The organism is Enterobacter cloacae complex sp. ECL72 (genome assembly GCF_019056635.1).
GTDB lineage: Bacteria > Pseudomonadota > Gammaproteobacteria > Enterobacterales > Enterobacteriaceae > Enterobacter > Enterobacter hormaechei_C.
The window spans coordinates 3,444,668-3,457,205 of record NZ_CP077659.1; the positions used below are offsets into that span (position 1 = coordinate 3,444,668).

Genomic DNA, 12,538 nt, shown 5'->3' on the forward strand with positions numbered 1-12,538 from the left:
TCAGGATTTTGCATCCCGTTCTGCTGGCTGAGGGAAAGGCTGGCAGAGTGTGGGGATGGAAAAATCAAAACAACTCCGCAAACAAATGACGCCCGAAGAATTACGCCTCTGGTATATGCTCAGAGGTCGTCGTTTCTTCGGGTATAAGTTTCGCCGTCAGATGCCGGTTGGGCCGTATATCGTGGATTTTGCCTGCTTTAAGGCGAAGCTGATTATTGAGCTGGACGGTAGGCAGCATCAGAACAAAGAGAAGTATGATTCTCACCGTACCGAGTTTTTGAATGCGAACGGCTGGGAAGTCGTACGGTTCTGGAATAATGAATTCAGGACTAATGAGGATGAGGTGCTGATGGCTATTTTACAACGATTGCAATGCCTGATGCCCTCACCCTAACCCTCTCCCACAGGGAGAGGGAACTGGTTACTCCCTCTCCCCTTGGGAGAGGCCCGGGGTGAGGGGCCCAGCGTGCAGAGAGCTTACTTCAGCGTCCCCACCAGCGACTTCCGGCTGTCTTCCAGCGACACCACGCGTTTACACACGTCTTTGCCGAACTGCTGGAAATCGGCTTCCTGATTCTTCCACTCGTTCTGAATCGAGGTTTGCAGTCCGCCCAGGCTACCCAGTACACCCTGCAACGGATTACCGCCACCCTTCAGCACCGCTTTGGCGCCCATCTCGTTGATGCTGTCCTGGAGAATGCCGCCCATCGCCTGGTTCACCAGCTGCTGACCGTCGGCACGCACCTGATCGATCGCCTTATAGTGGAACGTCAGGCCATCAGAGCGCGTCTCGATAATACGGTTCATCTGCTCTTTCAGCTGTTTATCCAGCTTCGTCAGGCGGGTGCGCATATTGCTGCTCTCCCCCACCTCTTTGGTGATGATTTTATCCAGCGCCACGCGGCTTTTCTCGACGCGGGTCAGCGCGCCATCGTTGATCCAGGGCAGCGCGGTACGCAACTCGGCCTGGTAGTCCATCGCCTGCTCGCGCTGAGCGGCCGTCAGGTTTTGCGGTTTGCCGTTAAAGGTCACGTTGCCATCCGGCGTAATCACCAGATTGCCATTCTCGCCCTTAACCTGCACGGTTTGCGGACTCAGCACCACGTCATCACGCGGGGTGACGCTACATTTATACTCCGCATGGGCGGTGGATCCGATTGCCAGTAATGCAACAGCCAGCAACGTTTTGCGCATCTTTAACACTCCCTCAGACAAAATGGGCCAGCTAATGCTGGCCCCGTTCTTGCTTTATTAGTCCCACCAAACGTCGAAAAGTTCGCTAACGCGGACATCTTCCAGTTTGTGGTCTTCAAGCCATTTGCGTATCAGCGCCTGATGCTCTTCGGTGCATTTCCCCACTTCATGGGTGCAAATCAGACCTTCCCACGCCAGATAGCCGCTACCGTCGAAGGCCAGCTTGTTTGGCTCGATCACCTCGTTGATGAACGCATCAACGTCCTGATCGATCTGCTCAACGCTGGTGCCTTCCGGGAAGCGCCAGGCAACGGAGAAGCCCACTTCCTGGAATTCTTCGATGTGCATCTTTTTACGCAGACGACGGCTACGATTCTTTGCCATTATTTCACCCTCTCGAACATTAAGTCCCATACGCCGTGACCAAGACGATGGCCACGCTGTTCAAATTTTGTCACCGGACGTGAATCCGGACGCGGTACGTAGTCGTTGCTTTCAGACTGATTTTTATACCCGTCCAGGGACGACATCACTTCCAGCATATGTTCCGCATAAGGTTCCCAGTCGGTTGCCATGTGGAAAACGCCGCCCAGCTTGAGCTTACTTTTCACCAGCTCGGCAAACGGCGCCTGAACGATACGGCGTTTATTATGACGCGCTTTGTGCCATGGGTCAGGGAAAAAGAGCTGAACCATGTTCAAAGAATTGTCAGGAATCATTTTGTGCAGCACTTCCACCGCGTCGTGACACATGACGCGCAGGTTCTCAACGCCCTCTTCGTGGGCCGTTGCCAGGCACGCGCCGACGCCCGGCGAGTGTACTTCGATACCGAGGAAGTTCTGCTCCGGGCGCGCTTTTGCCATGGTCACCAGCGAGGTGCCCATGCCAAAACCAATCTCCAGCGTCACTGGCGCGTCGCGGCCAAACAGGTCGGTGAAGTCGAGCGGTTGCTCGCTGAACTCAACGCCCATCACCGGCCAGTAGTTGTCCAGCGCGTGTTGCTGCCCTTTTGTCAGGCGCCCCTGACGGCGGACAAAGCTGCGAATACGGCGCAGCGGGCGACCGTTTTCATCAAATTCCGGTGAAATGACGTCGTTTTTCATAAAAGAGTTGTCTGCTTGTGAGAATGTTCGGGAAACGGGCATTATCCAAAGTTAAGGCTTCTATGCAAGCATGGGAAAGATCCGGTTTACAGCAGATTGACGCTGTGCTGCAATCTGCGTCCCTGATTAAGCGAATCGATGACCATGCAAGCCTCTCAATTTTCAGCCCAGGTGCTGGACTGGTACGACAAATACGGGCGTAAAACCCTGCCCTGGCAAATTGAAAAAACGCCGTACAAAGTATGGCTCTCCGAGGTGATGTTGCAACAAACGCAGGTCGCGACGGTCATTCCTTACTTCGAGCGTTTTATGGCGCGCTTCCCGACAATCACCGATCTGGCCAACGCGCCGCTGGACGAGGTACTGCACCTATGGACAGGCCTCGGCTATTACGCCCGCGCGCGCAACCTGCACAAAGCCGCACAGCAGGTCGCCACCCGCCACAACGGTAAATTCCCGGAAACCTTTGACGAGGTGGCGGATTTGCCCGGCGTCGGGCGTTCAACCGCAGGCGCAATCCTCTCCCTCTCTTTAGGCAAACATTTCCCTATTCTCGACGGCAACGTCAAGCGCGTGCTCGCACGCTGCTACGCCATAGATGGATGGCCGGGCAAGAAAGAGGTTGAGAAACGCCTGTGGGAGATCAGTGAAGCGGTCACTCCGGCGAAAGGGGTGGCGCGTTTTAACCAGGCGATGATGGATCTGGGCGCGATGGTCTGCACCCGTTCAAAACCGAAGTGCGAACTTTGCCCGGTAAACAACCTCTGCATGGCCTATGCGAACCACACCTGGGCGCAGTATCCGGGGAAAAAACCGAAGCAGACGCTGCCTGAACGCACCGGGTACATGCTGCTGATGCAGCATGGCGACGAGGTGTTTCTCGCTCAGCGCCCGCCGAGTGGCCTGTGGGGTGGTCTATACTGCTTCCCACAGTTTGAGGATGAAGCCTCACTTCGGGCATGGCTTGAACAGCGCGGCATTGCGGCCGATACCCTGACGCAACTCAACGCGTTCCGTCATACCTTCAGCCATTTCCATCTGGATATTGTGCCGATGTGGCTTCCCGTGTCCTCATTCACGTCGTGCATGGATGAAGGCAACGCTCTCTGGTATAACTTAGCGCAACCGCCATCAGTCGGGCTGGCGGCTCCCGTGGAGCGCCTGTTACAGCAATTACGTGTCGGTGCAATGGTTTAGCATCGGCAAGACAAAGAGGAATGAGTATGGCCAGAACCATTTTTTGTACTTTCCTACAGCGCGACGCTGAAGGCCAGGGATTTCCAGCTCTACCCGGGCGACCTGGGTAAGCGCATTTACAACGAGATCTCCAAAGAAGCCTGGGGACAGTGGCAGAAGAAGCAGACCATGCTGATCAACGAGAAAAAGCTCAGCATGATGAACCCGGAACACCGCAAACTGCTGGAGCAGGAGATGGTGAACTTCCTGTTCGAGGGTAAAGACGTCCATATCGAAGGCTATACGCCACCGGAAAAATAATACTCTGCGGCTGCTGCCCGGCGGCGCTGCGCTTGCACGGGCCTACGGTTTTGTAGGCCGGGTAAGCGCAGCGCCACCCGGCAACAGCAACCCCAAAGCAAACACAACACGCACTCCCGGAATGATGAAAAAACTTTTAGCGCTAGCCCTTGTTGCGCCGTTGCTTGTGTCTTGTTCTTCCAAAAAAAGGCGATGAATACAACGAAGCCTGGGTAAAGGACACCAACGGTTTTGACATTTTGATGGGGCAGTTTGCCCACAACATCGAGAACATATGGGGATTTAACGAAGTTCTTATTGCCGGACCGAAGGACTACGTTAAGTACACTGACGCCTATCAGACCCGTAGCCACATCAACTTCGATGACGGTACGATTACGGTTGAAACCATCGCAGGGACTGAACCTGCGGCGCATTTACGTCAGGCCATCATCAAAACCCTGCTGATGGGCGACGATCCGGGGTCTATCGACCTCTACTCTGATGCCGATGACATCACCATCTCCAAAGAGCCGTTTCTGTATGGCCAGGTCGTTGACCAGACCGGTCAGCCGATCCGCTGGGAAGGCCGCGCCACGAAATTTGCCGACTACCTGCTGCAAACGCGCCTGAAAAGCCGCACCAACGGCCTGAAAGTGATCTACAGCGTCACGATCAACCTGGTGCCGAACCACCTCGACAAGCGTGCGCATAAGTATCTGGGCATGGTGCGTCAGGCGTCGCGTAAGTATGGCGTGGATGAGTCGCTGATCCTGGCGATTATGCAGACCGAGTCCTCGTTCAACCCCTACGCGGTAAGCCGTTCCGACGCGCTGGGGCTGATGCAGGTTGTACAGCACAGCGCCGGTAAAGACGTGTTCCGCGCACAGGGGAAATCCGGCACGCCGAGCCGCAGCTACCTGTTCGATCCGCAAAGCAACATTGATACCGGTACGGCCTACCTGGCGATGCTGAACAATGTCTACCTGGGCGGGATTGATAACCCAACCTCACGCCGCTATGCGGTGATCACCGCCTATAACGGCGGGGCGGGCAGCGTGCTGCGCGTCTTCTCAAATGACAAAGTGCAGGCCGCGAACATCATCAACAGCATGGCGCCGGGGGATGTCTACTCAACCCTCACCACCCGCCACCCGTCTGCGGAATCACGCCGCTATCTGTATAAGGTGAATACGGCGCAGAAGAACTACCGTCGCCGCTAGTCAACACACCTTCTCCTGCAATGAGAAGGTGTTCTGCTTCCCCTCTCCCTGTGGGAGAGGGCCAGGGTGAGGGCATCAGACCGCACCCATCTCATCCCACCCATACGAAAATGCTATTTGCATCACAATCCAGACTGCAAATTAATGTGGATTGCATTTTTTTGCGGGAGGTAACAAAACATATCGTTGCCAACTGATAGAATTGCATCAAATAACAACCCTGAATGTTCCCAAAACAACATATCTCCCGCTCACTTGTGAGGAAAGTAACATGAACCTTAAGCTGCAGCTTAAAATCTTGTCGTTTCTGCAGTTCTGCCTGTGGGGTAGCTGGCTGACTACACTCGGCTCCTATATGTTTGTGACGCTCAAGTTCGATGGTGCGTCGATCGGTGCCGTTTACAGCTCGCTGGGTATTGCGGCTGTCTTCATGCCAACGCTGCTCGGTATCGTGGCGGATAAATGGCTAAGCGCGAAATGGCTGTATATGCTTTGCCACCTGGTGGGTGCGGGGACGCTGTTTATGGCGGCCGAAGTGACCACGCCGGGGGCGATGTTCATGGTGATCCTGCTTAACTCGCTGGCCTATATGCCAACGCTTGGCCTGATCAACACCATCTCCTACTATCGCCTGAAATCTGCCGGTCTGGATATCGTCACCGACTTCCCGCCAATCCGTATCTGGGGCACCATCGGCTTTATCATGGCGATGTGGGGCGTGAGCTTCGCGGGCTTCGAGCTGAGCCATATGCAGCTCTACATCGGCGCGGCGCTCTCCGTACTGCTGGCGCTGTTCACCCTGACACTGCCCACCATTCCGGTATCTAATCAGCAGAAAAACCAGAGCTGGAGCACCATGCTTGGCCTGGACGCCTTCGCACTGTTTAAAAACAAGCGCATGGCGATCTTCTTTATCTTCTCCATGCTGCTGGGCGCGGAACTGCAAATCACCAACATGTTCGGTAATACCTTCCTGCACAGCTTCGATAACGATCCGCTGTTTGCCGGGAGCTTTATCGTCGAACACGCGTCGGTGATGATGTCCATCTCGCAGATCTCCGAGACGCTGTTCATCCTGACCATCCCGTTCTTCCTGAGCCGCTACGGTATCAAGAACGTCATGCTGATCAGTATCGCCGCCTGGATGTTGCGCTTCGGTCTGTTCGCCTATGGCGACCCGAGCGCGTTCGGCACCGTGCTGCTGGTTCTGTCGATGATTGTTTACGGCTGTGCCTTCGACTTCTTCAACATCTCCGGCTCGGTGTTTGTGGAAAAAGAGGTGAAGCCTGAAATCCGCGCCAGTGCGCAGGGCATGTTCCTGATGATGACCAACGGCTTCGGCTGTATTCTGGGCGGCGTGGTGAGCGGCAAAGTGGTTGAGATGTATACCACTAACGGCATCACCAACTGGCAACCAGTGTGGCTGATCTTCGCCGGGTACTCGCTGGTGCTGTTCTTCGCGTTCATCGCGCTGTTCAAGTACAAGCACGTGCGCGAGCCGCACGGTGCGCAGCCGATCGCGCATTGATTGTTGTGCCCGGTGGCGCTGCGCTTACCGGGCCTGGAAAACCAGACCGTAGGCCGGGTAAGGCGTAGCCGCCACCCGGCTATTTTATTCCAGAAAGCACCCACCCCACCGACAGCAAATCCGCGCTGCCGCCCGGGCTCAGGTTGCGTTCAATCAATGCCTTATCCATCTTCAGCAACGCCTCGCAGTCCCAGCCGTTAGCCAGCAGTTCCCGCGCGTAGCCCTGAACGTAGCGCAGCCCCTCAATGCCGCCGCGCGAAACGAGATTGCTGTCCTGATTTACCGCCATCAGGCGCAACAGCAGGCCGTGAAGCGACTGACCGTTCCACGCATCCAAAGCCTTACGCACCGTGGCAAAGCCGCTTTCTGCCTCGCCACGCGCGCCGGTTAAACCGTACAGCTGAAACTGCCGCTCCCCCGCCGTTGCCTGCCCACTGCGCCCGGCCAGCTCCCTCGCCACCAGCCCATGACAGATGTTACTTACCTCACAACAGAGGCTATCCGCAGAGATATTTTTCACACGCCCGGCGGCGAAGCAGAGCAAACCGAGGGCAAAAATCCCGCCCTTGTGGGTATTTACCCCGCCCGTGGCGGCGTACATTGCCTGCTCGCAGGCCATTCCCATTGGGCGAAGAATCCGCAACTGCCGATCGGCAGGTTTGGCCGCATGTGCTTCACCCAGTTCCGCAAACCGGGCAAACCACGGCGTAATCGCCATAATGCTGCGGACAAACAAGGCATGGTCCATATCGCGATGGGAGCCGTTATTGAGCCTGTCCACCAGCCCCGGTTTTGGCGTCAGCTCCAGCTCCTGCCACAGCGCCGCTTCGGCAAGCGCAGGGAGATCAACCGGGCGCGGTTCAGTCGCGAGCAAACCAGTCATCGATCATCTTCTCCACGCGGGAAACCACCTGCTCAGCGGGGTGATTGCGCGAACGGGAACAGGCGTGGGCGGGCTCGTCACAGATCAGGCAGCGTCTGAGATTCGCCCCCAGCGACTGACGCCCGACGTGGCCGTTTTCAGGGCAGATCACATCCAGATCCCACAGCCTGCCGAGTGGGTGCGTCTGCTCCAGTTCTGCACAGTGCGCCTTAATTTCCGCCGCCGGATGCGCGATGCACCACAAGGCTTCAGGTCCGGTGGGTAGCCACAGCACCTTACGGTCCAGCACCTGCCAGCGGTTTTCCCACAGCAGCTGGTCGCACATTTGCAGCGCCACGCCCATGGTGTTGCGATAGCGAAGGCTGTCTTTGATTTCCCCGGGCGTAACCAGCGTGAGGGAGATCACCGGTTGTTGATAGTGCGCAAGCATGTCAGCCTGGCGCGCTGCGCGGCGCTCTTTCGCCGCCAGCAGTTCGTCCAGGCTGACACCCGTCCGCACGGGTGTCGCAATAGTCACACTTCCTCCTTTACCTGTCGAACGGTGTCGATCACGCTGCCGTCGCGGTAGCGGATCACCCCGACGATTTTGTCGGTGAACTCAATCGGTTTCGGTACGCCTGTCAACGAAATCGCTCGCTCATACAGCGCGTTGATATCTACAACCTTCAGCCCTGCTTCCATAAGTCGTTCGCGGATCTCCGGGCGCGCCGGGTTGACCGCAATACCGTGGTCGGTGACCAGCACGTCAATGCTCTCCCCCGGCGTGAGGCGGGTGGTAACGCGCTTCACGACGGTCGGGATGCGGCTTCGCAGCAGCGGCGCGACCACAATGGTCAGGTTGGCTGCCGCCGCCACGTCGCAGTGTCCGCCGGATGCGCCACGCATCACGCCATCGGAGCCGGTGATGACATTGACGTTAAAGTCGACGTCGATTTCCAGGGCGCTGAGGATCACCACGTCGAGCTGGTCGCAGCTTGCCGCCTTGCTGCCGGGGTTGGCGTAGACGTTGGTGGAGATCTCCACGTGGTTCGGGTTGCGCGCCAGCGAGGCCGCTGCCTGGCCGTCAAAGCACTGGGTGTCGAGCAGCTTTTCGATGAGCCCCTTCTCGTGCAGATCCACCAGGCTGCCGGTGATGCCGCCAAGGGCGAAGCGCGCCTTCACGCCGCCGCGCTCCATCTTCTCTTCCATAAAACGGGTGCAGGCGGTGGCCGCTGCACCGGAGCCGGTCTGCATCGAGAAGCCTGGTTTGAAATAGCCAGAGTGTTCAATCACGTCCGCCGCATAGCGGGCGATCATCAGCTCGCGCGGGTTGCTGGTGACGCGCGCCGCGCCGACGCTGATTTTCGCCGGGTCGCCCACGCTCTCCACCTGCACGATGTAGTCCACCTGATCCTGCACCAGGCTGGCGGGCATATTGGGGAATGGCACCAGCGCTTCGGTCAGCAGCACCACCTTACGGGCAAAGTGCGCATCCACCATGGCGTAGCCCAGCGAGCCGCAGCAGGATTTGCCGTGCGTCCCGTTGGCGTTGCCAAACTCATCGCTGCACGGCACGCCGAGAAACGCCACGTCGATATTCAGCTCGCCGTCCTGGAGCAGCTTCACGCGCCCGCCGTGGGAGTGAATTTGCACCGGCTCGTCCATCAGCCCGTGGGAGATGGCATCCGCCAGCCTGCCGCGCATGCCGGAGGTGTAAATCCGGGTGATGACGCCACTCTCGATATGCTCGATCAGCGCGTCGTTGCAGGTCATCAGCGAGCTGGAAGCCAGGGTCAGATTTTTGAAGCCCATCCGCGCCAGCAGCGCCACGACGGTGTTGATCACCCGGTCGCCTTCGCGAAAGGCATGGTGGAAGGAGATGGTCATCCCGTCCTGCAAGCCGCTGCGCTTAACCGCCTCTTCAATTGAGGCGCAGAGCTTGCGGCTGTGCTTCGCCTCGCTGTCCGCCAGCCACGGCGTCGCGCTGTGGGCGGTATCAAAGGGTTTCAGATCCCGCAGATGGGGGAAATTTACATGGAGAAGTTCTGTCTGATTCATTATGTCATCCTTACCGACGCACGCCAGAGGCCGCCGCGCGCTCCAGCACCACCTGCGCGTGGTTAATAATCGGTGCATCCACCATTTTGCCGTTGAGCGACACCACGCCCAGGCCGTTACGCTCGCCCTCTTCTGCCGCCTCAATCACCCTTTTGGCGTGATCCACCTCTTCCTGAGTCGGGGCGTAGGCGTTGTGCAGCAGGTCTATCTGGCGCGGGTTAATCAGCGATTTGCCGTTGAAGCCCATCTTGCGGATCAGGTCGACCTCGCGCAGGAACCCGGCTTCGTCGTTAACGTCGGACCACACCACGTCGAAGGCGTCGATACCGGCGGCGCGTGCGGCGTGCAGCACGGCGCAGCGGGCATAGAACAGCTCGGTGCCGTCGCCGCGCTCGGTCTGCATGTCCATCACGTAGTCAAAGGCGGCCAGCGCGATGCCGATCAGGCGCGGGGAGCTGCGGGCAATCGCCACGGTGTTGATGACGCCAATGGCCGATTCAATCGCCGCCATCACGCGGGTGGAACCCACATCACGCCCGCACTCCTTCTCGATACGCTCGAGGTGGCCTTCCAGCTCGTAAATATCGTCCGGGGTGTCGGTTTTCGGCAGGCGAATCACGTCCACGCCCGCGCGCACGGCGGCCTCCAGATCCAGCAGACCAAACGGCGTGCTCAGCGGGTTAATGCGCACCACGGTTTCGATATCCTGATACATTGGGTGCTGCAACGCGTGGAACACCAGCATGCGTGCGGTGTCTTTCTCGCGCAGGGCCACGGCGTCCTCAAGGTCAAACATGATGGAGTCGGGGCGGTAGATAAAGGCGGTAGAGAGCATGGCGGCATTGGCGCCTGGCAGGAACAGCATACTGCGGCGGAGTTTGCTCATTTCAGCGCCCCCCAGTTGATGGCCTGTTCATCGGCGGCACGCAGAAGCGCGCTTTGCAGGCGAGCGCGGATCACACAGTCCAGCGCCCCTTTGTCTTCAATAATGATTAATCCCTGGTGCACGTTCATGGCGCGCAATGTGTCGTTGACCACCTGGCGTATTTGCTCGCCAAACTGCTTAATCACTTCACTGTGGATGACAATCTCCAGCTCACCGTGAGCGGGGGCGATTTTCACCATCAGGTCGCTGGACTCCTGCGTTCCGGCCAGCGCCTCCCTTACAATATTCATGATAAATTCCTGATAGTTATGCGACTTCCGCACTCGCACGATAATGTGCTTCGAGGTGCGCGAAGGTGGAGTCCGGGACAATCTCCCGGATCCGGGAAAACTGCTGTGTCTTGAGTAAACGGCGCACTTCCGAGGCCGAAATGGCGTTGCCGGTGGCTTTGATGCGCGGCATCTCCACCACGTCGATGTGCGAGGCCAGCAGGTCGTGCAGCGTCTGGTTGTATTGCCGCGTGATGTCGCAGAACGGCTCCGAGCCGATGAAGCGGTGCGTGATGCCCAGCGCCGGGGCGATATAGTCCCGGAAGATCAGCACGTCGATCTCGCTCCACGCCTGCTGCACTTTGCCGGTCTCCTTCAGGAAGTAGGCCGGGAAGGTGGCGCGGGAGATGATGTACTGCGAGCCTTCATGCACCACCACGTTCGGCAGATGCGCCACGCCCGCACGCACCATCTCAATGCGCGCGCTGAACGGGAAGAACGAGGCGTCTTCACGCACCACAAACAGATGCAGGGCATCGCACTGCGTCGCCGCCTGCTCCACCAGATGACGATGGCCGAGGGTGAAGGGATTGGCGTTCATCACGATCGCGCCCGTTTTTTCCCCACACCGGCGCTTCGCGCGCAGGGATCGGCAGTAGCGCGCGATCCCCTGCGGAGTGTTCTCCATTAGCACCGCGTTGTTCCCGCTCTGGGCAATCGGCCAGAAACCGCTGCGGCCAAAGCGCTCCTTATTGCACGGACGGGTGCAGAGGAAGAGGTGAAAATGGCCGCGCTCCAGCGCCGCGTTTTCCACCTCTGCCAGCAGACGCGCGCTGAGGTTTTCCCCACGAAGCTGCTCGTTGACCGCCACGCATTTGATGACGTTGGCAGCCAGCCCGGCGCAACCCACCAGCTGCGCGCCGGACCAGGCTTCGACAAACAGCGTGATGTCGTTGTCCAGGCCAAGGCCGCTGTCTGCCAGCAGGTAGCGGATCTGGCTTAAGCGTTCCGGGTGTTTCGCCACAACGGTGTGCCGAAAATCAATGGGTTGCGATTGCATGCTGCCGCCTTACTCAGTGCGCTGCCGCGAGCCCGACGGCTGGCGCTTCCACGATCACGTTGCTCAGATGACCGATATGCTCGATCTCCACCTCAATGCGATCCCCCTCCTTCATAAACAGCGGCGGGTTGCGCTTTTTACCCACGCCACCAGGCGAGCCGGTGATGATCACGTCGCCCGGGCTGAGACGGGTGAAGGTGCTGATATACTCGATCAGTTCCGCCACCTTGTGGATCATGCTGCTGGTGTTGTCCTCCTGCACCATGCGGCCGTTCAGCCAGGTGCGGATCGCCAGGCTGTGCGGGTCCGGGATCTCATCCGCCGTCGCCATCCACGGGCCGAACGCCCCGGTCTGCCGCCAGTTTTTCCCGGCGGTGAACCAGGTGTGCTGCCAGTCGCGGGCGGAGCCGTCCATGTAACAGCTGTAGCCCGCCACGTGGCGCAGGGCGTCGTCGCGGCTGATGTTCTCCCCGCCTTTGCCGATGATCACAGCCAGCTCGCCTTCGTAGTCGAACTCGCTGGAGTGGCGCGGCTTCAGCACCGGCTCGTTGTGGCCGGTCTGTGAGTCCGGGAAGCGGACAAACAGCGTCGGGGCCGGGTTGTGCTGGTCAAACTCCTTGCGCTTGTCGGCATAGTTCATGCCCACGCAGAGGATTTTTTCCGGCTGGACAATCACCGGTAAGAAGGTGATGGCGTTCAGCGGTACATCCACCGCGTCGTTCAGAAAACGGGTGGCCTGCGCCAGCCCGTTCCCCTGCAACAGCGCTTTAAGGTCGCCATAGCGGTCGCCCAGGCGGCGGCCCAAATCAATCACGCCTTCGGCCTGTACGATGCCGTAGCTGCGTTTTCCCTGGTATAAAAAGCTTGCGAGTTTCATTG

General features: G+C 58.5%; 13 protein-coding genes and 2 pseudogenes. 5 read left to right on the forward strand and 10 right to left on the reverse strand.

Translation table 11 applies throughout. The features are described 5' to 3' along the window. Positions 1–55: 55 nt before the first annotated feature. Complete coding sequence (locus KTH07_RS16660; RefSeq protein WP_023304405.1) at positions 56–394, forward strand: endonuclease domain-containing protein; 339 nt, start codon at positions 56–58, stop codon at positions 392–394. Positions 395–477: 83 nt separating this feature from the next. Here the strand turns inward: KTH07_RS16660 and KTH07_RS16665 are convergent, their stop codons facing one another. Genes KTH07_RS16665 through trmB form a run of 3 tightly spaced genes read right to left on the reverse strand, consistent with a single transcriptional unit; the run spans position 478 to position 2,297 of the window. Further along, positions 478–1,194 carry a DUF2884 domain-containing protein gene (locus tag KTH07_RS16665; RefSeq protein WP_023304406.1) on the reverse strand — a complete coding sequence of 239 codons (717 nt, stop codon included), beginning with the start codon at positions 1,192–1,194 and terminating at the stop codon, positions 478–480. Between the two features lie 57 nt (positions 1,195–1,251). Beyond that, complete coding sequence (locus KTH07_RS16670) at positions 1,252–1,578, reverse strand: YggL family protein (RefSeq protein ID WP_032619063.1); 327 nt, start codon at positions 1,576–1,578, stop codon at positions 1,252–1,254. Further along, a complete protein-coding gene (gene trmB, locus KTH07_RS16675; RefSeq protein ID WP_015571843.1) occupies positions 1,578–2,297 on the reverse strand; it encodes a tRNA (guanosine(46)-N7)-methyltransferase TrmB in 720 nt (239 codons plus the stop codon). Before trmB ends, KTH07_RS16670 begins: the two co-directional genes overlap by 1 nt. 144 nt (positions 2,298–2,441) lie before the next feature. Between trmB and mutY the strand changes: the two genes are divergently transcribed. From mutY to KTH07_RS16695, 4 genes and pseudogenes are all read left to right on the forward strand, one after another. Next, positions 2,442–3,494: an A/G-specific adenine glycosylase gene (gene mutY / locus KTH07_RS16680; protein ID WP_169805287.1), complete on the forward strand. Its 1,053-nt coding sequence runs from the start codon at positions 2,442–2,444 to the stop codon at positions 3,492–3,494. 26 nt (positions 3,495–3,520) lie between these two features. After that, a pseudogene (locus KTH07_RS16685) lies at positions 3,521–3,794 on the forward strand (oxidative damage protection protein). Between the two features lie 121 nt (positions 3,795–3,915). Then, positions 3,916–4,996 (forward strand): annotated as a pseudogene (gene mltC / locus KTH07_RS16690) (membrane-bound lytic murein transglycosylase MltC). A gap of 271 nt (positions 4,997–5,267) precedes the next feature. Further along, positions 5,268–6,524, forward strand: coding sequence for a nucleoside permease (locus tag KTH07_RS16695; RefSeq protein ID WP_015571846.1), 1,257 nt, complete (start codon positions 5,268–5,270; stop codon positions 6,522–6,524). 79 nt (positions 6,525–6,603) lie between these two features. Here the strand turns inward: KTH07_RS16695 and citG are convergent, their stop codons facing one another. The 7 genes from citG to KTH07_RS16730 are packed head-to-tail and all read right to left on the reverse strand — an operon-like array spanning position 6,604 to position 12,536. Continuing rightward, entirely contained in the window at positions 6,604–7,407 is an 804-nt protein-coding gene (citG, locus tag KTH07_RS16700; RefSeq protein ID WP_023304409.1) for a triphosphoribosyl-dephospho-CoA synthase CitG, read from the reverse strand. Next, on the reverse strand, positions 7,385–7,924 hold the full coding sequence (gene citX / locus KTH07_RS16705; RefSeq protein ID WP_022651835.1) for a citrate lyase holo-[acyl-carrier protein] synthase: 540 nt from the start codon (positions 7,922–7,924) through the stop codon (positions 7,385–7,387). The genes citG and citX overlap by 23 nt, the downstream gene beginning before the upstream one ends. Further along, positions 7,921–9,444, reverse strand: a complete 1,524-nt coding sequence (citF, locus tag KTH07_RS16710) for a citrate lyase subunit alpha (RefSeq protein ID WP_023304410.1) — start codon at positions 9,442–9,444, stop codon at positions 7,921–7,923. Before citF ends, citX begins: the two co-directional genes overlap by 4 nt. 10 nt (positions 9,445–9,454) lie before the next feature. Further along, positions 9,455–10,330: a citrate (pro-3S)-lyase subunit beta gene (gene citE, locus KTH07_RS16715; protein ID WP_023304411.1), complete on the reverse strand. Its 876-nt coding sequence runs from the start codon at positions 10,328–10,330 to the stop codon at positions 9,455–9,457. Beyond that, on the reverse strand, positions 10,327–10,620 hold the full coding sequence (citD, locus tag KTH07_RS16720; RefSeq protein WP_017382935.1) for a citrate lyase acyl carrier protein: 294 nt from the start codon (positions 10,618–10,620) through the stop codon (positions 10,327–10,329). Before citD ends, citE begins: the two co-directional genes overlap by 4 nt. Positions 10,621–10,636: 16 nt before the next feature. Next, entirely contained in the window at positions 10,637–11,659 is a 1,023-nt protein-coding gene (citC, locus tag KTH07_RS16725) for a [citrate (pro-3S)-lyase] ligase (RefSeq protein ID WP_023295419.1), read from the reverse strand. A 13-nt stretch (positions 11,660–11,672) separates the two neighbouring features. Continuing rightward, complete coding sequence (locus KTH07_RS16730; RefSeq protein ID WP_015571851.1) at positions 11,673–12,536, reverse strand: fumarylacetoacetate hydrolase family protein; 864 nt, start codon at positions 12,534–12,536, stop codon at positions 11,673–11,675. Between the last annotated feature and the right edge of the window lie 2 nt (positions 12,537–12,538).

What these genes read in the sequence shown, in the direction of transcription:
- citC (WP_023295419.1), bottom strand. Translation starts at nt 11,659, where the DNA reads ATGCAATCGCAACCCATTGATTTTCGGCACACCGTTGTGGCGAAACAC.
- citE (WP_023304411.1), bottom strand. Translation starts at nt 10,330, where the DNA reads ATGAGCAAACTCCGCCGCAGTATGCTGTTCCTGCCAGGCGCCAATGCC.
- KTH07_RS16730 (WP_015571851.1), bottom strand. Translation starts at nt 12,536, where the DNA reads ATGAAACTCGCAAGCTTTTTATACCAGGGAAAACGCAGCTACGGCATC.
- KTH07_RS16660 (WP_023304405.1), top strand. Translation starts at nt 56, where the DNA reads ATGGAAAAATCAAAACAACTCCGCAAACAAATGACGCCCGAAGAATTA.
- KTH07_RS16695 (WP_015571846.1), top strand. Translation starts at nt 5,268, where the DNA reads ATGAACCTTAAGCTGCAGCTTAAAATCTTGTCGTTTCTGCAGTTCTGC.
- mutY (WP_169805287.1), top strand. Translation starts at nt 2,442, where the DNA reads ATGCAAGCCTCTCAATTTTCAGCCCAGGTGCTGGACTGGTACGACAAA.
- citD (WP_017382935.1), bottom strand. Translation starts at nt 10,620, where the DNA reads ATGAATATTGTAAGGGAGGCGCTGGCCGGAACGCAGGAGTCCAGCGAC.
- trmB (WP_015571843.1), bottom strand. Translation starts at nt 2,297, where the DNA reads ATGAAAAACGACGTCATTTCACCGGAATTTGATGAAAACGGTCGCCCG.
- citF (WP_023304410.1), bottom strand. Translation starts at nt 9,444, where the DNA reads ATGAATCAGACAGAACTTCTCCATGTAAATTTCCCCCATCTGCGGGAT.
- KTH07_RS16665 (WP_023304406.1), bottom strand. Translation starts at nt 1,194, where the DNA reads ATGCGCAAAACGTTGCTGGCTGTTGCATTACTGGCAATCGGATCCACC.
- KTH07_RS16670 (WP_032619063.1), bottom strand. Translation starts at nt 1,578, where the DNA reads ATGGCAAAGAATCGTAGCCGTCGTCTGCGTAAAAAGATGCACATCGAA.
- citG (WP_023304409.1), bottom strand. Translation starts at nt 7,407, where the DNA reads ATGACTGGTTTGCTCGCGACTGAACCGCGCCCGGTTGATCTCCCTGCG.